Here is a 21,118-nt window from a genome sequence, read left to right on the forward strand (position 1 = left end):
GATAGGCAGGAGTAACCGCATTGGCTACTCCTGCCGGGTATCGCGGTTTAGCGGATAATCAGAAGGTTTCCCAATTATCGTGCTGAGTGGTGCGACTGCTTTCTGTGCCAGAGCGAGGTGTTGGGGTACTTTTAGATGCCACGGATGCACCGACGTTTTTCTGTGCCGATTCTGCCTCTGCATCGGATAGGCGGAACACGGCAACGGCCTGTGCCAGTAAAATGGCCTGTTCAGCCAGTGAGTCAGCGGCGGCGGCAGACTCTTCCACTAAGGCAGCATTCTGCTGAGTGGTGCTGTCCATTTCAGAGATGGCTTGGCTAACCTGTGTGATGCCACGGCTCTGCTCATCGGATGCTGAGGCAATTTCCGCCATAATATCGCGCACATGGGTCACTGAGCGGACAATATTCTCCATCGTTTGCCCGGCATTTTGCACCAACGTGGTTCCGGCATTTACCTGAGTCACTGACTCGCCAATCAAGCCTTCAATTTCTTTCGCCGCTTGTGCACTGCGTTGTGCCAAATTGCGAACTTCGCTGGCGACCACGGCAAAACCACGGCCTTGCTCGCCGGCGCGGGCGGCTTCAACCGCAGCATTCAAGGCCAAGATATTGGTCTGGAAAGCAATACTGTTAATGACTGAAGTAATCTCAGAGATACGTTTGGAGCTACCGGAGATATCGTTCATGGTGCGCACCACATCGTTAACCAGCTTACCGCCCTGCTGTGCGGTTTGTGATGCCTCGGTTGCCAGTTGATTAGCATGGTGGGCGTTATCGGCATTCTGCTTAACTGTGGCATTCAACTGCTCCATGCTGGCAGCGGTTTCCTCTACAGCCGCAGCCTGCTGTTCGGTGCGGGAAGATAAATCGGTATTACCGACAGCAATTTCGCCGGAGGCATGAGACACCTGACTGACACCAATGCGGATCTCATCAATCATGGCGCGCAGGTTTTCATTCATTCGGGCGACGGCATTCATCAACAGGCCCAACTCATCGGTACGGTTTGATGTTGTCGCCGCAGTTAAATCACCGGTAGCAATGCGCTCTGCCATCGCCAGGGTGGTGCGCAGTGGTACCGTGATCTGGCGGGTCATGCGCCATGAAATCAATAGACCAAACAGCAGTGCGGCAATGGCAGCAATAGTTAACTGCAATTGCGCATTATTGATTTCTGCGTGGGTTCCTTGCAGCTCTTGGGTGAACAGATGGGTGGCCAGTTTATTCAATTCGTTGGCATTAGATTCCATCACTTTACCGGCCTCCAGCTCTTGCTGATAAGCCGGTAAATAGGCCAGTACGTTATCTTTATAGGTACTCAGGCTGGAGATAACCGGAGCCAGCAGCTTTTGCTGTTCGGCCGATAGCACCGGCATAAAAGCATTTGCGGCACTATTGGCGATATTGATTGAGGTAATCAGCGAGGACTCTGCATCCTGGTTGCGATCCAGCAATAAGCCGCGTGCGTTGTAGCGTACGGTCATCAACTTCTGGTTCATCTCTGCTAGCAGGATTTGGGTATGGGTATCTGCCCCTTCATTAAGTAGGCTTTGTTGCAGCTCGTTGAGGTTCTTCTGGGTTTCAGAAATATTCCAGCTTTTGCGCACATCATCTTTATGGGCCACGGCATTGACGAAGTTACTCTGCTGCTGCAGATACTCCTCTACCACATCGGAAATACTGCTAATGGTTTTGCGGTTATCTGCCGACCAGCTAAGACTTTCGCTCTGGGTCAGAAGATTTTTTATATTATTGATATGTTGAGAATTTTCTTTGATGTATTGCAGGGAGTAGGTACGTTCATATAATGCACGATTATACTTTGCCTGATTGGATTCATCGTTAACTTTGTAACTCAGGTCAACTTTATAAGCATGATCTTCAATCACGGAGAAATGATAAGCGGTGGTACCGGCGATGATCCCGACCAGCAACAACATCAGGAAAAAGCTTAATCCCAGCTTTTTACCGACTTTCATATTTTCAAAGCTGCCAAAAACGTTGCTAAATACTGCCATGTTCTTCTCCGTTATGCGGTGTCTCTGATGCAAATCAATCAGCGTAGGTGAGTTTGGGGAGGTCTAGTTATTAGAAGATTTTGGGGAGTTGGTGGTATGTGGGGTAGCCTTGGCAAGAGTACTTTTCCCAAACGATATACCCGTCATACTTCAAGTTGCATGTGCGTTGACTGCCTTCCTGCAACTCGAATTATTTAGGGTATAGTTCATGAGCTTTATATCCATGAATACCAACGCCCTTCTTGAACAATCTATCGGCAGAAATTGGCTAAACTTTAGCAATAAAAATGCCAGCAAGATGACCTTGCTGGCATGTATCCTTCGGACTTGAAGCTACAGGGTTGTTAGCTGCAACTCCACGTTGTTTGGATATGCAACATACGGTTTATGCGGCTTATTTGGCTTGAGTGAAACGCGCTGCTGCTTCGTCCCAGTTAACCACGTTCCAGAATGCTTTGATGTAGTCTGGGCGGCGGTTTTGGAATTTCAGATAGTAAGCGTGTTCCCACACATCCAGGCCAATAATTGGGAAGCCTGATGCGCCAGAAACTGCTTCGCCCATCAGTGGGCTATCTTGGTTAGCAGTAGATACAACCGCCAGCTTGCCGTCGTCTTTCAGAACCAGCCAAGCCCAACCAGAACCGAAACGGGTTGCCGCAGCAGCTTCAAATTTCTCTTTGAAGCTATCTACGCTGCCGAAATCGCGCTCAATAGCGGCTTTCAGATCACCCTTCAGGGTTGTGTCCAGTTTCAGCCCTTTCCAGAACAGGCTGTGGTTAGCGTGGCCGCCGGCGTTGTTACGCATAAAAGTGCGTTTTTCAGCAGGAACTTTGTCCAGATCTTTGATCAGGTCTTCAACGCTGAATTTAGCCAGCTCAGGGAAGCTCTCCAACACCGTGTTTGCATTGTTAACATAGGTCTGGTGGTGTTTGGTGTGATGGATTTCCATCGTCTGCTTATCGAAGTGGGGTTCCAGGGCGTCATAAGCATAAGGCAGGGATGGCAGTGAGTAACTCATAATCATCGTCTCCGTAGTGTAGGGCGGCGCAAAAAAAGTAAGCGCCGCGTAAGCATTCGGATCATTATAGTTAATTAAATGATATTGAAAATGATTATCAATGCCGTACTAATTGTGTGGTCTTTCTATTCACTAATCCGCTGCGGATGGGTGTAAACCGTTGCTCTACCGGGTTTACTGAAGCCAACCAGCGTCAGATTACAGCGCTCGGCAACTTCAACCGCTAAGGTTGTTGCAGCAGAAACAGCAAATAAAATCTCTGCACCGCACATTGCGGTTTTCTGCACCATCTCATAGCTAGCACGGCTGGAAACCAGCACAGCACCTTGCTGCCACGGTTGTTTGGCCCGTATCCCCAGCAGCTTATCCAGTGCGACATGGCGGCCCACATCTTCACAACCGCCCAACAATTCACCTTTCGGATTAATCCAGGCCGCAGCATGAGTGCAACCCGTCAACTGACCCACAGTTTGTACCTGCTTGAGTTGTGCCAGTGCATTATCGAGTTGTTTCAAATTAAAGGTCTGAGTGAAAGGCAGCGGGGTGATGGGGCGAAAAATATCATCAAGCTGTTCAATACCACAGACCCCACATCCGGTGCGGCCGGCCATAGCTCGGCGGCGCTCTTTTAAACTGGCAAAGCGACGGCTGGATAACTCAATGTTAACTTCTATGCCATTACAGCCTGGTGTCACATCAATGGCGTAGATATCTTGTGGGGCGCTAATAATGCCCTCTGACAACGAAAACCCCAGCGCGAATGCTGCCAGATCTTTCGGGGTTGCCATCATCACCACATGGGAAATGCCATTGTAGACCAGCGCCACCGGCACTTCCTCCGCTAGCCAATCCAATTGCGGCTCGGCCATTTTATGGCGCTGTAGCACGTTAAGTTGTTTTGCACCGCAGATTCCGGTGGAGAGGTCAATTGTTGAAGGTTTGATCTGGCTCACTATGCGGCCCTGAAAGTTATAACCCATAATCACAATGTGGTAACATTCACATTAAGAATGGTATGGGTATAATTCTATTTCCAGAAGAATGTATCCCACACCGATAAAGGTGATATCGCGTAAGCGATTTTAGCGCTTCCGGTTTCGTTGAGGGAAGTGTGAACTGAAATAATGTGACAATGAACGAAGGAGAGACCCATGCAGGTCAGCAGAAGGCAGTTCTTTAAGATCTGCGCTGGCGGTATGGCAGGAACCACGGTCGCGGCACTCGGCTTTACGCCGTCAGTGGCGCTGGCGGAGACGCGCAATTACAAATTGCTGCGCGCCCGTGAGACGCGGAATACCTGCACATATTGCTCCGTTGGTTGCGGGCTTTTGATGTATAGCCTCGGTGACGGCGCAAAAAACGCCAAAGAGAGTATTTTCCATATCGAAGGGGACCCGGACCATCCGGTAAACCGTGGCGCGCTGTGCCCGAAAGGTGCAGGGCTGGTGGATTTTATCCATAGCGAAAGCCGCCTGAAATATCCTGAATACCGTGCTCCGGGTTCAGATAAATGGCAGCGAATCACTTGGAATGATGCATTTGACCGCATTGCCAAGCTGATGAAAGAAGACCGGGACGCTAACTTCATTAAGACCAACGACGCCGGTGTTACCGTCAACCGTTGGCTGAGTACCGGTATGCTGTGTGCCTCGGCATCCAGTAACGAAACGGGTTATCTGACCCAGAAATTTAGTCGCGCTCTCGGCATGCTTGCCGTAGACAACCAAGCACGTGTCTGACACGGACCAACGGTAGCAAGTCTTGCTCCAACATTTGGTCGCGGTGCGATGACCAACCACTGGGTTGACATCAAGAACGCAGACTTAATTATCGTCATGGGCGGTAATGCGGCAGAAGCGCATCCGGTGGGGTTCCGCTGGGCGATGGAAGCCAAAATCCACAACAATGCCAAGTTGCTGGTGATAGACCCACGCTTTACTCGTACTGCATCGGTGGCGGACTTCTATACGCCAATCCGCTCCGGTAGCGATATCGCGTTCCTGTCCGGCGTGTTGTTGTATCTGATGACCAACAACAAAATTAACCGCGAATACGTCGAAGCTTATACCAACGCCAGCTTGCTGGTGCGGGAAGACTTTACCTTTGATGACGGCCTGTTCAGTGGCTATGACGCCGAAAATCGCAAATACGACAAAACCACCTGGAATTACCAGTTGGATGAAAACGGCTTTGCCAAACGCGATGTCACGCTGCAAGACCCGCGCTGTGTGTGGAACTTGCTGAAAGAACACGTCAGCCGTTACACGCCAGAGGTGGTCTCTAACATTTGCGGTACGCCAAAAGAAGATTTCTTGCAGGTTTGCGAATATCTCGCCGAAACCAGTGTGTCCAATAAAACCGCCACATTCCTCTATGCGCTGGGTTGGACACAACACTCGGTTGGCGCGCAGAACATCCGTACCATGGCGATGATCCAGTTGTTACTGGGCAATATGGGCATGGCGGGGGGCGGTATTAACGCCTTGCGCGGTCACTCTAATATTCAGGGTTTAACTGACCTGGGTTTGCTGTCGCAAAGCTTGCCGGGCTACCTGAATCTGCCGTCAGAAAAACAGCCGGATATTGACACTTATCTGAAGGCCAATACGCCGAAAACCCTGTTGCCGGGCCAGGTTAACTACTGGAGCAATTACCCGAAATTCTTCGTCAGTTTGATGAAAAGTTTCTACGGTGATAAAGCCCAGAAAGAGAACGGCTGGGGCTACGACTGGTTGCCGAAGTGGGATAAAGGCTACGACGTATTACAGTATTTCGAGATGATGTCGCAGGGTAAAGTGAATGGCTATATTTGCCAGGGCTTTAACCCGGTCGCGTCGTTCCCGAACAAAAACAAAGTAGTAGCATCACTGTCGAAACTGAAATTCCTGGTAACTATTGACCCGCTCAATACTGAAACCGCGAATTTCTGGCAAAACCACGGTGAATTTAACGATGTCAGTCCATCGAAAATTCAAACCGAGGTGTTCCGCTTGCCATCCAGTTGTTTTGCTGAAGAAAACGGTTCAATTGTTAACTCCAGCCGCTGGCTGCAATGGCACTGGAAAGGTGCTGATTCACCGGGCGAAGCATTGAACGATGGTGCCATTTTGGCGGGTATCTTTAGTCGTCTGCGTGACATGTACCATCGGGACGGTGGTGCAGTGCCAGAACAGGTACTCAATATGACCTGGGATTATCTGACGCCAGACAATCCAGAGCCAGAAGAAGTGGCACAGGAAAGCAATGGTAAAGCACTGGCTGATATCACCGATGCTGACGGCAAAGTGCTGGTCAAAAAAGGCGAGCAGCTCAGTACCTTTGCTCATCTGCGTGATGATGGTACTACCGCCAGTGGATGCTGGATCTTTGCCGGTAGTTGGACACCGGCCGGTAACCAGATGGCACGCCGTGATAACGCTGACCCATCCGGCCTTGGCAATACACTGGGCTGGGCGTGGGCATGGCCGCTTAACCGCCGCATTCTATACAACCGTGCCTCTGCTGACCCACAAGGTAAACCCTGGGATCCGAAACGCCAATTGCTGGAGTGGGATGGCACCAAATGGGGTGGCGTTGATATCCCAGATTACAGTGCCGCGGCACCGGGTAGCGATGTCGGGCCGTTTATCATGCAGCCAGAGGGTATGGGCCGCCTGTTTGCCATCGACAAAATGGCAGAAGGACCGTTCCCGGAACATTATGAGCCATTTGAAACGCCGCTGGGCACCAACCCGCTGCACCCGAATGTGATATCCAACCCGGCCGCTCGTGTCTTTAAAGACGATTTGGCCGCAATGGGTTCTCATGAGCAGTTCCCGTATGTCGGTACCACTTATCGTCTGACCGAGCATTTCCACTACTGGACCAAGCATGTGCTGCTCAATGCTATCGCACAGCCGGAACAGTTTGTGGAAATTGGCGAAAAACTGGCAGCGAAAAAGGGCATTAAGCAGGGCGATACCGTGAAAGTCAGCTCCAACCGTGGCTATATCAAAGCCAAGGCTGTGGTGACCAAACGTATTCGTACGCTGAATGTTCATGGGCAGGAAGTTGACACTATTGGTATCCCGATCCACTGGGGATACGAAGGGGTGGCGAAAAAAGGCTTCCTGGCCAATACCCTGACACCGTTTGTCGGTGATGCCAATACGCAAACGCCAGAGTTCAAGGCGTTTCTGGTCAACGTGGAAAAGGTGTAACGGAGAGAACCTATGTCACTGCAAACCCAAGACATTATCCGGCGCTCCGGCACCAACTCCCTTACGCCGCCGCCACAGGATCGTAACTACCAGCAAGAGGTGGCCAAGCTTATCGACGTCACCACCTGTATCGGTTGTAAAGCCTGTCAGGTGGCGTGTTCGGAGTGGAATGATATCCGTGATGAAGTCGGTCATAACGTCGGGGTGTACGATAACCCCGCAGATCTGACCGCCAAATCATGGACGGTGATGCGTTTTTCTGAAGTTGAAGACGAAGAGAGCGGCAAGCTGGAGTGGCTGATCCGTAAGGATGGCTGCATGCATTGTGCTGACCCCGGCTGCCTGAAGGCATGTCCGTCGGAAGGGGCAATCATTCAGTATGCCAATGGTATCGTCGATTTCCAGTCAGAACACTGTATCGGCTGTGGTTACTGCATTGCCGGTTGCCCGTTCGATGTGCCGCGCATGAACAAAGATGACAACCGGGTGTATAAATGTACCCTGTGCGTCGATCGCGTTGGTGTTGGCCAGGAACCTGCCTGTGTGAAAACCTGCCCGACCGGAGCGATTCACTTTGGCACCAAAGAGTCGATGAAAGAAGTCGCTGCGGGCCGGGTTGCTGAGTTGAAAACTCGTGGCTTTGATAACGCAGGGTTATATGACCCCGCTGGCGTGGGGGGCACCCATGTGATGTATGTACTGCATCATGCGGATAAACCGCAGCTCTATCATGGTCTGCCGGAGAACCCGACCATCAGTCCGACAGTCACCTTCTGGAAGGGGATCTGGAAACCACTGGCAGCGGTGGGCTTCGCTGCAACCTTTGCGGCCAGTATCTTCCATTATGTGGGTGTCGGCCCGAACCGGGTTGAAGAAGAGGAGGACGAAGACGATAAGCCGGATTCAACACCTGCTGACACGTCATTGCCGCCACCGGAGCAGACCACCGCTGAGCACTCAGACGACGGGGAGACGCCCAAATGAAAAAAGAAAAACGCATCCAGCGCTACAGCGCGCCGGAGCGCATCAACCACTGGATAGTGGCCTTCTGCTTTATACTGGCCGCTATCAGTGGTTTGGGGTTCTTCTTCCCGTCATTTAACTGGCTGATGAATATTTTTGGTACGCCGCAGTTGGCACGCATCCTTCACCCCTTTGCCGGGGTGATTATGTTCGCCGCCTTCCTGATCATGTTTTTCCGTTACTGGAAACATAACCTGATCAATAAGGAAGACCTGGAATGGGCTAAAAATATCCATAAAATCGCCATGAATGAGGAAGTCGGCGACACGGGGCGCTATAATTTCGGTCAGAAGTGCGTATTCTGGGCTGCTATTATCAGTCTGGTGTTGTTGTTGGCCAGTGGTGTTGTTATCTGGCGGCCTTACTTTGCGCCTTCCTTCCCGATCCCGCTGATTCGCCTGGCACTGCTGGTGCATTCGCTGGCGGCGGTCGGGTTAATTATCGTGATTATGGTGCACGTTTATGCTGCCCTGTGGGTGAAGGGCACCATTACCGCGATGGTAGAAGGCTGGGTACCGGCGGCATGGGCGAAAAAGCACCATCCGCGCTGGTACCGTGAGGTTAACGCCAAAAGTCAGCGTCAGAAAAAACAGGAAGAGAAACCCTGATGAGTATTCGCATTGTCCCTAAAGATCAACTAGGAAAACAAAGCGAAAAAGGCACCACGGCGGGGAATATCCCGCCGTTACTTTTCGCGAATTTAAAAAGCCTGTATACCCGGCGGACTGAACGTTTACAGCAACTTGCGCTGGATAACCCGTTGTCCGATTATCTGGATTTTGCGGCTAAAATTACCCAAGCGCAGCAAAAAGCGCTGCATGACCATCCGCTGGTGTTGGATATGCAGGCTGAGTTGGAGCAATCCGCTGCCAGCGGTAAACCGCCTCTGGATCTGAGTGTTTTTCCTCGCACTGAACATTGGCGCAAGCTCCTGTCAGCACTGATTGCTGAACTACGCCCTGATGCCCCTGATCATATTGTGGCAGTATTGGATAATCTGGATAAGGCGTCGGTACATGAGCTGGAACTGTATGCTGATGCGCTGTTAAACCGCGAGTTTGCCCAAATCGGCAGTGAAAAAGCGCCATTCATCTGGGCGGCTTTATCATTGTATTGGGCGCAGATGGCCAGCCAGATCCCCGGTAAGGCGCGAGCTGAATATGGTGAACATCGCCAGTTCTGCCCAGTCTGCGGCAGTATTCCGGTCTCCAGCGTGGTGCATATCGGTACGCAAAACGGTTTACGTTATCTGCACTGCAACTTGTGTGAAAGCGAGTGGCATGTGGTCCGAATCAAATGCAGTAACTGCGAACAGACCCGTGATTTGAATTACTGGTCACTGGACAGTGAACTGGCGGCAGTAAAAGCGGAAAGTTGTGGTGATTGCGGCACTTACCTGAAAATTCTCTATCAGGAAAAAGACCCACAAGTTGAAGCGGTCGCTGATGATCTGGCCTCGCTTATCCTTGATGCCAAAATGGAAGGTGAAGGATTCGCCCGCAGCAGTATCAATCCATTCTTGTTTCCAGGGGAATAGGTTTCCGGGCCACAAAATAGAAGTATAGTTTGTATGGTTATTATACAATGGTCGCGCTCACATGTGATGGCCATTGTAACTACTGTTGGTTTTATCGGCAGGCGCTACTCCATCATCCGAGCGATACGCTAACTTAAATAAGGATATTTATTGTATGTTGAAGATAGTCGCAAAACTGACGGTAGTGATGGTGTTGGTAGGTGGTCTGGCCGCGTGTGATAACAGTAAGGAGAGCAAGGAAAGCACCAACAATGCCGCCCCTGCATCGACCCCTGCTACAACACCCGCTCCCGCTCCAGTAGCCTCTACACCCGCAGTAACTCCGCCAGCAGCAACCACGCCAGCCGCTAAACTTTCCGCTGACCAGCAGCAGGTTAGTCTATTTGATGGTAAGGTTACCTTTGTATTACCAACATCATTTGTTGACCAAACTAAATTGGCGGGTGACGTGAACAATGAGCAAAATCAAACGTTGTTATTGATTGATGCTGCCGGTAAACAAATGGCCGTCACTGCGGTGACTAACCCGCCGGGCGTCGAATTGCTTGATACCAGTGATTTGTCCCTTGATGCGTTAAACAAAGGGTTATTGCAGGGGTTCAGTGCTCAGTACCAGAATATTAAACAAACCGGACAAAAAGACATCACCGTTGATGGCCATAAGTTCCGCCTGTTTGATACCAAGCAAAAAATACAAAATTCGCCGATGGTAGCGACTACAATCTTTACTGTGTTAGATAAGAAAGTGGTATTTATTCAGATGGTCTCTGCCGCTGAAAAAACCAAGCAACACCAAACGTTAGTGAATGGCGTGGTTGATTCTATCGCGCTACACTAATTACTCAGACCGAGCGCCGTACCATTATTATGGCGCTCTTTCGACCTTATTACCTGAGTGAGTATGAGCGTAGAACCCCATCAGTTATACAGTCAGTTACCCGCAATAGATCGCCTGCTACGCGAGCCAGATGTTGCCCCTTTAGTGGCTGAATATGGCCCTGTTTTATTGACCGATATTTTGCGTCAAATGCAGGTTGAGGCTCGTGAATATATCCGCCAATTTCATTCACTGGCTGATTGGTGCAGTGACTGGCCAACAGCATTAAAGCAGCGTTTACATAGCCGCCAATCCGCGTTAAAACCCGTCTTTAACCTTTCCGGTACCGTATTGCATACCAACTTGGGCCGTGCCCCATTGGCTGAATCAGCTATTGCTGCGGTGAATGATGCGATGCGTGGCGCGGTAACACTGGAATACTCTCTGAGTGGTGCCGGGCGTGGCCATCGTGACCGGGCTATCGCCGATTTGCTGTGCGAGCTGACCGGTGCGGAAGATGCTTGTATCGTGAATAACAATGCTGCTGCGGTGTTTCTCATGCTGACGGTAATGGCGGCGGGGAAACAGGTAGTGGTTTCTCGCGGTGAGCTGGTGGAGATTGGTGGTGCTTTTCGTATCCCGGATGTGATGCGACAGGCGGGGTGTGAATTGGTCGAAGTCGGTACCACTAATCGCACGCACCTTAAAGATTACCGCCAAGCCATAAATGAACACACTGGCCTGCTGATGAAAGTGCATACCAGCAATTACAGTATTGAAGGTTTCACCGCCTCGGTTGCCGAAGCGCAACTCGCAACATTAGGCCATGAATTCTCCATCCCGACCGCCACCGATCTGGGCAGCGGTTCGTTGGTGGATATGACCCGTTATGGTCTGCCAGCAGAACCAATGCCACAGCAATTGATTGCAGCGGGTATCGATTTAGTTACCTTTTCGGGCGATAAACTGCTGGGTGGCCCACAGGCCGGGATTATTCTTGGCAAAAAACAGTGGATTGAGCAGCTACAGCAGCACCCACTTAAGCGGGTGCTACGCGCCGATAAAATGACGCTGGCCGCACTGGACGCCACCTTGCGTCTCTATCAGCAGCCAGACCGGTTGACTGAGTTGCTGCCAACCATGAGGTTACTCACCCGCCCAACACAGGTTATCGCCGAGAGTGCACAACGGGTATTGGGTGCCCTAACCGCTCGTTATGGCACCGATTTCACGCTGGCGGCAGAACCTTGCTGGTCGCAGATCGGTAGCGGTTCGCTACCGGTAGACCGTCTGGCCAGTTGGGCGGTAACGTTCGCACCAAAAGAGGGGCGCGGAAGTGCTCTGGAAGCCCTAACAGCGCGTTGGCGCGGTTTGGCTAAGCCGGTTATTGGCCGCGTGGCTGATGGGCGTTTGTGGCTCGATTTGCGTTGCCTGGAGGATGAGGCGGCGTTGCTCAGGGAATTGGCTCGATGATTATTGCAACAGCAGGCCATGTCGATCATGGCAAAACGACACTCTTACAGGCCATCACCGGGGTGAATGCGGATCGCCTGCCGGAAGAAAAACAGCGCGGCATGACCATTGATCTGGGTTATGCCTATTGGCCCCAGTCCGATGGCAGCGTTATGGGGTTTATCGATGTTCCCGGCCATGAGAAGTTTTTAGCCAATATGTTGGCGGGCGTGGGCGGCATTGACCATGCTTTGCTGGTGGTAGCCTGTGATGATGGTGTCATGGCACAAACCCGCGAGCATCTGGCGATTTTGCGCCTCAGTGGTCGCCCCACGTTGACCGTGGCACTGACCAAAGCTGATCGGGTTGATGATGAGCGTATCGAACAGGCTCGCCAGCAGGTACTGGCAGAGCTGGTGGCTCAGGGCTGGCAAGCAGAGCAAGTCACTTTGTTCGTGACGGCGGCGGCGACCGAGCGTGGCATTAACGAATTACGTGAACATCTGGCGCAATACCACCAACAAAATGCACAGCACCGCCGGTTACAGCGGCGCTTTCGTCTGGCTATCGATCGCGCATTCAGTGTGAAAGGGGCTGGCTTGGTGGTAACGGGCACGGCGTTGGCAGGTCAGGTGGAACTCGGTGATACCTTATGGCTCACCGGCGGCGACTGTCCGGTGCGGGTGCGTGGTATCCATGCCCAAAATCAAAATACATCACAGGCGCAAGCTGGCCAGCGTATCGCTCTGAATATCAGTGGCGATATCAGCAAACAACAGATCAAACGCGGTGACTGGCTATTAACGCAACAGCCGCCGCAGGCCACGGAGCGGGTACTTGTCATTGTGGATGTTGATACACCGATCCAACATTGGCAACCTTTACATTTGCATCATGCCGCCAGCCATATTACCGGGCGTTTTTCGCTGCTGACCAATCCACAACCTACCGACGAGAACCCCCAGCCGATACTTGCTGAACTGTTGTTGGATAATCCGCTATCTCTGGCTGAAAACGATCGTCTTATTTTGCGTGACATTGCGGCGAAAAAGACCTTGGGCGGTGCACGGGTGATTCATCTCACCGCCCCTAAACGCGGCAAACGGCAACCGGCGTATTTATCTTGGTTAACTGCGCTGGCCCAGGCAACCTCCGACCGTGAAGTGCTGGATTTACATCTGGCTCAAGGGCCGGTTTCTTTAGATGACTTCAGTTGGGCGCGCCAGCTAACTGAACGCGATATGGCGGACTTACTGGCACAGACTGATAGTGTTGTCGCCGGTGATATTGCACTCTCGCGCCCTCATGCTCAGCAAGCGCAACAAACCTTATTACATGTCCTGTGCCTGTATCACCAACAGCATGGTGATCAGTTAGGATTAGGGCGGGCGCGGTTGCGGCGTATGGCGTTGCCAACGCTGGATGAAGGGCTGGTATTCCGTTTGATTGATGATCTGCTGGCTGAAGGGGCGCTAAAGAATACCCGTGGCTGGCTACATCTGCCAGCTCATGGCCTGGCATTTACTGCCGAGGAGCAGGTTCAGTGGCAGCAGGTCGCATCCTATTTTGCCGATGACCCTTGGTGGGTGCGCGATTTGGCGGCACCGATGCAGATTGAAGAAAGTGAGATGCGCACACTATTGCGCAAAGCGGCACAACTGGGCTATATCACAGCAATTGTTCCTGATCGCTACTATCGCAGCCAGCGTATTGAGCAATTCGCTGATTTGGTACGTGAGCTGGATGCCAGCCAGGGCAGCGCCTGTGCCTCAGATTTCCGCGATAGACTGGGTGTTGGCCGCAAACTGGCGATTCAAATCCTTGAATTCTTTGACCGCAGTGGGTTTACTCGCCGCCGAGGTAACGACCATTTGTTGCGTGACAGTGGGCTATTTCTTAATACACCTCCTAATGTGTAATTCGGTTAAAATACATCTAAAGTGATGTAACGTGGTCAAATTACATCTCATAAGGTGTATTTTGATTTTTTACATCATATCCGATGTTTAATCCATAAAATACATTGTTTAAGATGTGCTAGGCTATAGATACATCAAAAGACATGTAACTGGGGGATGATATGAAATCGCTGTTAGATGTGGCCGAGCAGATAAAAGAAATTCGCCAACAGAAACAATTTACACAGTCTGATATGCGTCTTATCAATGGCATGACGCAACAGCAAGTTTCCAAGTTTGAGAAAGGGGGGGATATTCACCTTTCTACTTTTCTGCGGATATTGGCCGGTTTCGATCTGGAAATGCTGCTGCTCACCCGGGAACAGGCGCAGGATATACGTTTGACTATGGGGACAGAACGCGTGGTCAATAAGGAAGATATCACGCTCAATGATGATCCCTGGACACAGAAATATAAAGATCTGGAGGACTAGCCGATGTCGCAACAGCTTGAGAGTGTCGAAGGGCTGGCGCTTTATCTGGGGGAAATCCGTGTGGGTGTTGTGGTGCACTATACCGGCGGTCGGAATGCTCTATCGTTCGATCCTGATTATATCGCGATGCCGGATACACAGCGACCGACCTTTACCTTAACTCAGCAGATTGATCACGGTTACCTGCAAAGGACGCAGATTAATAAACAAAAGCTACCTCCGGTACTGTCGAACTTATTACCTGAAGGGGCGTTGCGGCAGATGATGGTTGGGCAATTAAAAATTCATGAGGATAATGAATTTCCGTTGTTGGCGCGAGCTGGCGGTAATCTCGCTGGTGCATTGATAACCCGCCCATTGATGAAGGGAGAGATCCCCATATGGGCGCTTTCCGCATATGATAAAATAGAATCAATACAAATAGATACGAATAACATTGCTGATAAGTTTTCGTTGGCTGGCGTACAGATGAAATTCTCATCTAGTCACCAGGATGGGCGGTTCCTAATAACCTCCGCAGTGGGTGAGGATAACTGGATTGTTAAAACACCTTCTACTGTGCATAAAAATGTCCCTGAGAATGAATATTCTGTGATGCGATTAGCTCAAGCTATTGGTGTGGATATACCCGACATTGATTTAGTCTCATTAGATAAAATCGAGAATTTGCCCGATATTCAATTACCACCCGGTGAACATGTTTATCTTATCCGTCGTTTTGATCGTACCGTGCAAGGGCGGGCGCGGATACATACCGAAGATTTCGCACAGGTTTTTAACCTATATCCCAGCAAAAAATACGAAGATAAGAATTACGAGCAAATAGCGGCTGTTTTATATAACAATGCTGGTGGTTTAGCGGACCTACAACAGATGGCGCGTCGGTTACTGGCTAATATTATGTTGGCTAATGGTGATGCACATCTGAAAAACTGGACTGTCATTTATTCTGATGGCCGGCACGCAAGACTTTCGCCAGCCTATGATATTGTTTGTACTAAAGTTTATATGGAGGACGAGACTGAGCTTGCCTTAAGAATGGCAAAAGAAAAACGCGGGTATGTCGCTAATTTTGCTACGTTCAAAAAATGGTGTGAGCGGATAAGTGCACCTTACCCGGCTATTAAGGCCCATTTAGACGATGCGATTATTATTGCACGTCAAACATGGCCTGAAATGTTGGCCTCTTTGCCCATGAATGAGGCTCATAAGCAAGTATTACGAAATCATTGGGCGCAATTACACACTGATTTTAGGCTATAAATTCGCTGGAGGGTCTATTCCCCCAGCGCTTAATAAACTACTCCGCAGTAACCGCCTCCGGCTGACGGCGAATAAATATCATCACCAAGCCCAGCCACAGCAAGCCACTGATCAGATTGAACAGGTTAAAGATACCGCTGTTGCCCCACAAGTAAGCGACTTTGGCAAACTCAATGCCGAAGGTGAAGACCATCATACTGATCATCCCCATGGCGGCAGATACCGTACCTTTACTGATATCACTGGCGAACAGTGTCAACCGCACCAAACCGGCATTAGCCAAGCCAATACCAAAGGCATACAGGCTCAGTCCTGCCGTCATCCACAGATAAGCATGGGATGAATAGAGCGTTGAGCCTGCGGCAATCAGCAAGCCAATAATCATCGGACCGGCACCGTAGCGGATAAGACGTGGAATACTGGTTTTGCCGCTCAATCTCGCCAGTGTCAGATTACCAATAATCAGTGCGCCGAAAATTGGCACCTGCAAAACACCATATTCAACAGTGGATAGCTGCTCACCGCTGATCAAAATGACGGGTGATTGCGCAATCCACGCCAGCAATGGCAGGCTGGCAAAGCCTAACGCCAGGGAACCACACATGAAACGGCGGTTGGCGAGCACCAGCTTATAGTCATGCCACATCGCCGCCACTGACAGTTTCTCCCCTTTCAGAGCGGCGGTTTCCGGCATGGCGCGCCATAAGCCCACAAATGAAATGGCCCCCAGCACGGCAAACAGCACAAACATTGCCTGCCACGGAGCGACATGGATCAAGGCGGCCCCCGCCAGAGGGCCGAGTAATGGGGCAATCAAGGCGACATTGGCCATTAACGCGGTAATTTTAATACAAACCGCTTCTTCAAATGATTCCTGAATAGTGGCGTAACCGACGGCACCAATAAAGCATAAGCCGATCCCTTGCAGGAAGCGCATGGCGATGAACTGTTCGATACTATTGACCAGCAAGATGGCAAGGCATGTCACCACAAAGAATGCGACACCGAACAACATTACCGGGCGGCGCCCACGGCGGTCTGACAACGGCCCAAGCAACCATTGCAAGAACATCCCGCCAGCCAGATAGGCAGTCATAGAGGTCGGAACCCACTCAATACTGGCATTAAAATCAGCCACTACGGCGAGCATACCTGGCTGGATCATATCGTTAGCGATATAAGCGGCAAATTCGAACAATACTAAACAAAGAGGGAATAAAAGCGCCCGTCGACCTAAACGTGTCGCGGGTGAAAATGAAGTTTGCATAAATTAAGCTATTAATAATAAACGTAAAAAAGGATACGGCTCAGGCAGGGTGTGCATTCAAAGCGCGTCAGGTCGGTTATTTTGCCGTCAATATAACGTTATAGCAACAATTACCCTTCGTCCTAGACGCTACAGCATTGTTAGCGGCGCTCATTCACCCGAATCACTTACCTTGTGTAAGCTCATCGGGGTTCATTCGCTTGCTGCCTCGCTGTAACGCCAATGACTTTGGGTAATACCCTTCGTCCTAGACGCTACAGCATTGTTAGCGGCGTTCATTCACCCGAATCACTTGACTGTGTAAGCTCATTGGGATTAATGAATCTTATCCTTGATGCCGTTTCATTTACTTTGGGTATAAATCGAATTTACGTTATTGTTTGCAACCTGATTATTGATGCCGTAAATAGATCAACGCTTTTAGTATGCTGACAGGTGATAGAGAGTATGCATGACCAATAAGATTGGCTGGATTGATAATTTGCGGGCGGTGGCCTGCATTATGGTGGTCATGATCCATGCCACAACCTATTACGTCACCAGTGGTGCTCAGGTGGGTGAGGCTAACTGGGATATTGCCAATCTGCTCAATTCTGCTTCTCGTGCCTGCGTGCCCCTGTTCTTTATGATCTCTGGTTATCTGTTTTTTGGTGAAAAAAGTGCACAGCAAAAGCACTTCACCCGAATCGGGCTATGCCTGCTGTTCTACAGTGTGATTGCCCTGATTTATATTTCGATCCTGACGCCGATCAACGGTTGGGCCTCACTACAGAATATCCTGCAAAAACCGGTGTTTTATCATCTGTGGTTTTTCTACGCCATTATCGTGGTTTATCTGGTATCACCACTGATTAATGTCAAACCGGTGTCAGGCCGCTATCTGGCGGTGGTGATTTTACTGCTGGCAGTGCTAGCCAATCCCCAAGCCAGCAAGTATTCGATTGGCGGTTTCCATTTATTGCCAATCAACCTCTATATCTACGGTGATACTTTCTATTACTTGCTGTACGCGCTGTTGGGGCGGGCAATTGGTATGTTGGAAACCAAAGGCAGGGTGATCAGTTGGGGGGCGGCATTACTGTTTATCACCAGCGTAATATTTATTGCCATCTCAACTGAAAAGCAGACGCGGATTAATGGCAGTTTTGCGGATACTTTCTATATGTATTGTGGCCCGCTGGTGTTCGTTGCGGCGGTATCACTGCTGGTGTGGTTTAAAAACTGCATGAACCAGCAAATTGGCTGGCTAAGCTGGCTCGCCGGGCATTCATTGGCGATTTACGGCTTCCACGCGCTCATTATTCACTTTATTCGCACCCATCATTACGATTTTACGGGTTATCCGATACTGGATATTTTCTATGTTTTCGCACTGGCTCTCGCCCTGAGCACTTTGCTATCCATGGGATTACAGCGCATTGACCGGCGGCGTCTGGTCAGTTAACCACGACCTGCCCACGCTGTTGTGCGCGCCGAAGCTGGCGGCCGGAGGAGAACCCGGCAGCCAGTGCGGCTTTCTCCAGATTAAACCCTTCTTGCAGGCGAACTTCGGCCACTGCGACTCGCAATTGTTCGTGAAATTCACGCACACTGATCCCGACATGTTCGCGGAATAACCGTGTTAAATGGCGGCTACTGACATGTGCTTTCTGCGCGACCTGAAGCAGTGACCATTCGGCTTCCGGTTCTGCCGACATCACATCCTGCGCACGGTGTACGGCGGGATGCAGGTGATTGCGGTAACGTAACCAGGGGGAAAGCTGCGGGTCATCGCCAGACCGTCGAAAATAAACCACCATTTCCCGTGCGACTTCTAATGCAGTTTGTGGGCTGCAATAGCGGCTAATCAGATGCAAAGAGAGATCAATACCCGCCGTAATTCCGGCGCTGGTATACACGCCACGGTCTTCAACAAAGATACGGTTTTCTTTGGTTTGTGCGGCGGGTGCCTGCTGGCGTAATCGCTCAAGTACATTGTGATGAGTGGTGCATTGGTAGCCGTCCAGTAGCCCCGCTTGTGCCGCCAGTAATGCACCGGAGCAGACACAAACCAAGATTGTTTTTTGCTGTGTAATGGCTATTTTTTGCTGTTGTAACCAGTGACGGGCCACTGCGGCCGTTTCGGTTGCAAAGTAGTGGCGTGAGTCGCTCACCCCAGGCACGACCAGTAAACTGCCCTCCGGCAAGCTGTCAGGTAGTGGTTGTAACTGGCCGAGCACCATGTCGGTGGAAGCCGTCACTTGCGGCAATGGACTGATATAGAAGAGATTAAATGACCCTGCCAGCCGTAAGGTTTCGGCCGGGCCAGTTAAATCCAGCGACAGCACGCCGGGAAGCAATAGGAAATAGACATTTCGTTGCATGGTTAATCCACAGTTACCGTCAGATAACGGTTCAGATAAGCCGGAATATCCGGGGTGTGCTGTAGCAAAGTAGCAACAAAAGCATCGCGTTCAAAGGCCATAACCTGCAAATCCCACACACAGAACGATTCATCCCGTGCCGCACGCCACACTCCCTGCTCTTGTACCCAGACTTTCACGCGCAATTCATTCTCATTGTCCCACCATCCGACAATCAGGTAATTCAGTGTTTTCCCCTGATGCTCAATCACAAAACCAATGCCTGGGCGGTTCACCGTTTCTGCTTCTTCTGGTAACCACTGCCCAACTAACTGATAAGCGGGGGCGTAATATGGTGTGTCACCTTGGGCCTGCGAGTAACGAATAACATAGCGCTTTAACTGCCACTGCTTAAGATATTTAACGCCAGCAGGGGTGATATCTCGTGGCAAATAAGGCTGTGGCTGCCAGTTTACTGTTTTTTCTGCAACCACCTCTGACGGCCGAGTATCCAGAGCACCCAGTGTTTCCGCAACGGTACGGATGGTGGCAAACCGATCGACTAACACGGTTTCTGTGCGCAGCTTTAATTCTTCGCTACTCAATACCACACCATTTGGCTGCGTCATTGGGAAGGTTAGCGTAGCTTCAGTCACGAAGGTCACTTGATAACCTAAATCCGATGCCACACGGGCGGTGGTTTCACAGCATTGTTCAGTACGCATACCGGCAATAATTAGATGATCTATCTGCCTTTCCTTTAGCCACTGATCCAGACCTGAATCAGTCAGCGCGTTATGTACCCGCTTTTGTACGGTAACATCTGCCTGATGGGAAACCAGCGACATTGGTTTAACATAGCCTGAAGCCAGTGAGAAAGGCCCTTCTGGGGCGACATGAAAAACATCGACCAGTGCCACTCCTCGCAGTTTACAGCCGGTAATTAATTGATTCAGCGCCGCCGAGAAGGCGGGTAAATCTTGCTGCTGCCAAAAAGATTTATGTTCGAAAGATTGTTGAACATCAATAATCAGTAATGCGCTGTTAGTCATTTCCGGCCCTCCGCCGTATGGGTGTAGCTCAATCATGGGCGGGTTTTCACTAGAGCGGAATGCCAAATCCGGCCATCATAGGGTGTAAAAGGGACCAGTTAACCATTTGTTTATACCCCTTATGCTGCAACTTGCTGGTGTATTCGTTGTGCTAGCCTGCATTTTGAAATCTCGGGATATGTATCATTTGGTTTCCAACATCTTTTTTATCGACAAAAATTGACATTAAAAATGTATTCATTGCTTATTATATACAATTTGAATTAATTAAAAGAATAGTTCTATTGATGGCGTATGAATATATTCCTATATTTTGTAGGATTTTTCCTTCAACATTGTTGATATCTCTGATTTGTCGAATAAACACAGATAAGATTTATTGCTGATATTATAAAAATATTTGAAGTATAACCTTGCTTAGTTAAGCCTATTTGGCATAAATAACTGGCTTTTGATCATAAACATGGCATAAAACACCAAATAAATTATATATAACGATCGATTTGGCCGATAAATTCGTATTTACTAGATAAAAAGATCGCTTATAGTTCTATCCATGTCCAGTCGGGGCGAGAACAGCCAGATAATATAAATACATGGGAGTTTATAAAGTATCGGTTACTATTTAATATAAATTACACTTTGATGATTATAATTTAAATGTTGAAGATTAATTCTGGGATTTTTATTCTGGAATGCATTTCTACAATTGAATTTTAGTGTCATTTTGTGATTT

At 49.9% G+C, this 21,118-nt stretch carries 16 protein-coding genes; 10 read left to right on the forward strand and 6 right to left on the reverse strand.

Annotated elements, in window-relative coordinates; genetic code table 11:
• Positions 1–58 precede the first annotated feature (58 nt).
• The 3 genes from Q2T71_RS19280 to fdhD form a co-directional block, all read right to left on the reverse strand.
• On the reverse strand, positions 59–2,020 hold the full coding sequence (locus Q2T71_RS19280) for a methyl-accepting chemotaxis protein (RefSeq protein WP_372560226.1): 1,962 nt from the start codon (positions 2,018–2,020) through the stop codon (positions 59–61).
• A gap of 394 nt (positions 2,021–2,414) precedes the next feature.
• Entirely contained in the window at positions 2,415–3,038 is a 624-nt protein-coding gene (gene sodA, locus Q2T71_RS19285; protein ID WP_050311298.1) for a superoxide dismutase [Mn], read from the reverse strand.
• 125 nt (positions 3,039–3,163) lie between these two features.
• A complete protein-coding gene (gene fdhD / locus Q2T71_RS19290) occupies positions 3,164–4,018 on the reverse strand; it encodes a formate dehydrogenase accessory sulfurtransferase FdhD (protein ID WP_372560227.1) in 855 nt (284 codons plus the stop codon).
• 171 nt (positions 4,019–4,189) lie between these two features.
• Here fdhD and fdnG point away from each other — a divergent pair, with 171 nt between their 5' ends.
• The 9 genes from fdnG (at position 4,190) to Q2T71_RS19335 (ending at position 15,721) form a co-directional block, all read left to right on the forward strand.
• Positions 4,190–7,237 (forward strand): formate dehydrogenase-N subunit alpha, encoded by a 3,048-nt coding sequence (gene fdnG / locus Q2T71_RS19295; RefSeq protein WP_102970500.1) that lies wholly within the window; start codon positions 4,190–4,192, stop codon positions 7,235–7,237.
• A 12-nt stretch (positions 7,238–7,249) separates the two neighbouring features.
• Positions 7,250–8,221: a formate dehydrogenase subunit beta gene (fdxH, locus tag Q2T71_RS19300; protein ID WP_372560228.1), complete on the forward strand. Its 972-nt coding sequence runs from the start codon at positions 7,250–7,252 to the stop codon at positions 8,219–8,221.
• Positions 8,218–8,868 carry a formate dehydrogenase cytochrome b556 subunit gene (gene fdoI / locus Q2T71_RS19305; RefSeq protein ID WP_083161461.1) on the forward strand — a complete coding sequence of 217 codons (651 nt, stop codon included), beginning with the start codon at positions 8,218–8,220 and terminating at the stop codon, positions 8,866–8,868. The genes fdxH and fdoI overlap by 4 nt, the downstream gene beginning before the upstream one ends.
• Positions 8,868–9,797: a formate dehydrogenase accessory protein FdhE gene (fdhE, locus tag Q2T71_RS19310; protein ID WP_083161459.1), complete on the forward strand. Its 930-nt coding sequence runs from the start codon at positions 8,868–8,870 to the stop codon at positions 9,795–9,797. Before fdoI ends, fdhE begins: the two co-directional genes overlap by 1 nt.
• A gap of 154 nt (positions 9,798–9,951) precedes the next feature.
• The gene (locus Q2T71_RS19315) at positions 9,952–10,635 is read left to right on the forward strand and encodes a hypothetical protein (RefSeq protein ID WP_372560229.1); all 684 of its coding nucleotides are present in this window, start codon (positions 9,952–9,954) and stop codon (positions 10,633–10,635) included.
• 63 nt (positions 10,636–10,698) lie between these two features.
• Positions 10,699–12,087, forward strand: a complete 1,389-nt coding sequence (gene selA / locus Q2T71_RS19320; protein WP_372560230.1) for an L-seryl-tRNA(Sec) selenium transferase — start codon at positions 10,699–10,701, stop codon at positions 12,085–12,087.
• Positions 12,084–13,985, forward strand: a complete 1,902-nt coding sequence (selB, locus tag Q2T71_RS19325) for a selenocysteine-specific translation elongation factor (RefSeq protein WP_372560231.1) — start codon at positions 12,084–12,086, stop codon at positions 13,983–13,985. Before selA ends, selB begins: the two co-directional genes overlap by 4 nt.
• A 161-nt stretch (positions 13,986–14,146) precedes the next feature.
• Complete coding sequence (locus Q2T71_RS19330; RefSeq protein ID WP_042547398.1) at positions 14,147–14,458, forward strand: helix-turn-helix domain-containing protein; 312 nt, start codon at positions 14,147–14,149, stop codon at positions 14,456–14,458.
• A 3-nt stretch (positions 14,459–14,461) separates the two neighbouring features.
• Entirely contained in the window at positions 14,462–15,721 is a 1,260-nt protein-coding gene (locus Q2T71_RS19335) for a type II toxin-antitoxin system HipA family toxin (protein WP_372560232.1), read from the forward strand.
• A gap of 37 nt (positions 15,722–15,758) precedes the next feature.
• On the opposite strand, the gene Q2T71_RS19340 is transcribed toward Q2T71_RS19335, so the two are convergent.
• Entirely contained in the window at positions 15,759–16,988 is a 1,230-nt protein-coding gene (locus Q2T71_RS19340; RefSeq protein ID WP_372560233.1) for an MFS transporter, read from the reverse strand.
• A gap of 451 nt (positions 16,989–17,439) precedes the next feature.
• On the opposite strand from Q2T71_RS19340, the gene Q2T71_RS19345 reads away from it, so the two are divergent.
• Positions 17,440–18,432: an acyltransferase gene (locus Q2T71_RS19345; RefSeq protein WP_372560234.1), complete on the forward strand. Its 993-nt coding sequence runs from the start codon at positions 17,440–17,442 to the stop codon at positions 18,430–18,432.
• Here Q2T71_RS19345 and Q2T71_RS19350 read toward each other — a convergent pair.
• Positions 18,425–19,351, reverse strand: coding sequence for a GlxA family transcriptional regulator (locus Q2T71_RS19350; protein ID WP_372560235.1), 927 nt, complete (start codon positions 19,349–19,351; stop codon positions 18,425–18,427). The two genes, Q2T71_RS19345 and Q2T71_RS19350, sit on opposite strands and share 8 nt — an antisense overlap.
• A gap of 2 nt (positions 19,352–19,353) precedes the next feature.
• On the reverse strand, positions 19,354–20,382 hold the full coding sequence (locus Q2T71_RS19355) for an isochorismatase family protein (RefSeq protein ID WP_372560236.1): 1,029 nt from the start codon (positions 20,380–20,382) through the stop codon (positions 19,354–19,356).
• Positions 20,383–21,118: the final 736 nt, after the last annotated feature.

It is taken from the genome of Yersinia sp. 1652 StPb PI (assembly GCF_041538345.1).
In the GTDB taxonomy this organism is placed as follows: Bacteria; Pseudomonadota; Gammaproteobacteria; order Enterobacterales; family Enterobacteriaceae; genus Yersinia; species Yersinia enterocolitica_E.

What these genes read in the sequence shown, in the direction of transcription:
- Q2T71_RS19280 (WP_372560226.1), bottom strand. Translation starts at nt 2,020, where the DNA reads ATGGCAGTATTTAGCAACGTTTTTGGCAGCTTTGAAAATATGAAAGTC.
- sodA (WP_050311298.1), bottom strand. Translation starts at nt 3,038, where the DNA reads ATGAGTTACTCACTGCCATCCCTGCCTTATGCTTATGACGCCCTGGAA.
- fdhD (WP_372560227.1), bottom strand. Translation starts at nt 4,018, where the DNA reads ATGGGTTATAACTTTCAGGGCCGCATAGTGAGCCAGATCAAACCTTCA.
- fdxH (WP_372560228.1), top strand. Translation starts at nt 7,250, where the DNA reads ATGTCACTGCAAACCCAAGACATTATCCGGCGCTCCGGCACCAACTCC.
- fdoI (WP_083161461.1), top strand. Translation starts at nt 8,218, where the DNA reads ATGAAAAAAGAAAAACGCATCCAGCGCTACAGCGCGCCGGAGCGCATC.
- fdhE (WP_083161459.1), top strand. Translation starts at nt 8,868, where the DNA reads ATGAGTATTCGCATTGTCCCTAAAGATCAACTAGGAAAACAAAGCGAA.
- Q2T71_RS19315 (WP_372560229.1), top strand. Translation starts at nt 9,952, where the DNA reads ATGTTGAAGATAGTCGCAAAACTGACGGTAGTGATGGTGTTGGTAGGT.
- selA (WP_372560230.1), top strand. Translation starts at nt 10,699, where the DNA reads ATGAGCGTAGAACCCCATCAGTTATACAGTCAGTTACCCGCAATAGAT.
- selB (WP_372560231.1), top strand. Translation starts at nt 12,084, where the DNA reads ATGATTATTGCAACAGCAGGCCATGTCGATCATGGCAAAACGACACTC.
- Q2T71_RS19330 (WP_042547398.1), top strand. Translation starts at nt 14,147, where the DNA reads ATGAAATCGCTGTTAGATGTGGCCGAGCAGATAAAAGAAATTCGCCAA.
- Q2T71_RS19335 (WP_372560232.1), top strand. Translation starts at nt 14,462, where the DNA reads ATGTCGCAACAGCTTGAGAGTGTCGAAGGGCTGGCGCTTTATCTGGGG.
- Q2T71_RS19340 (WP_372560233.1), bottom strand. Translation starts at nt 16,988, where the DNA reads ATGCAAACTTCATTTTCACCCGCGACACGTTTAGGTCGACGGGCGCTT.
- Q2T71_RS19345 (WP_372560234.1), top strand. Translation starts at nt 17,440, where the DNA reads ATGACCAATAAGATTGGCTGGATTGATAATTTGCGGGCGGTGGCCTGC.
- Q2T71_RS19350 (WP_372560235.1), bottom strand. Translation starts at nt 19,351, where the DNA reads ATGCAACGAAATGTCTATTTCCTATTGCTTCCCGGCGTGCTGTCGCTG.
- Q2T71_RS19355 (WP_372560236.1), bottom strand. Translation starts at nt 20,382, where the DNA reads ATGACTAACAGCGCATTACTGATTATTGATGTTCAACAATCTTTCGAA.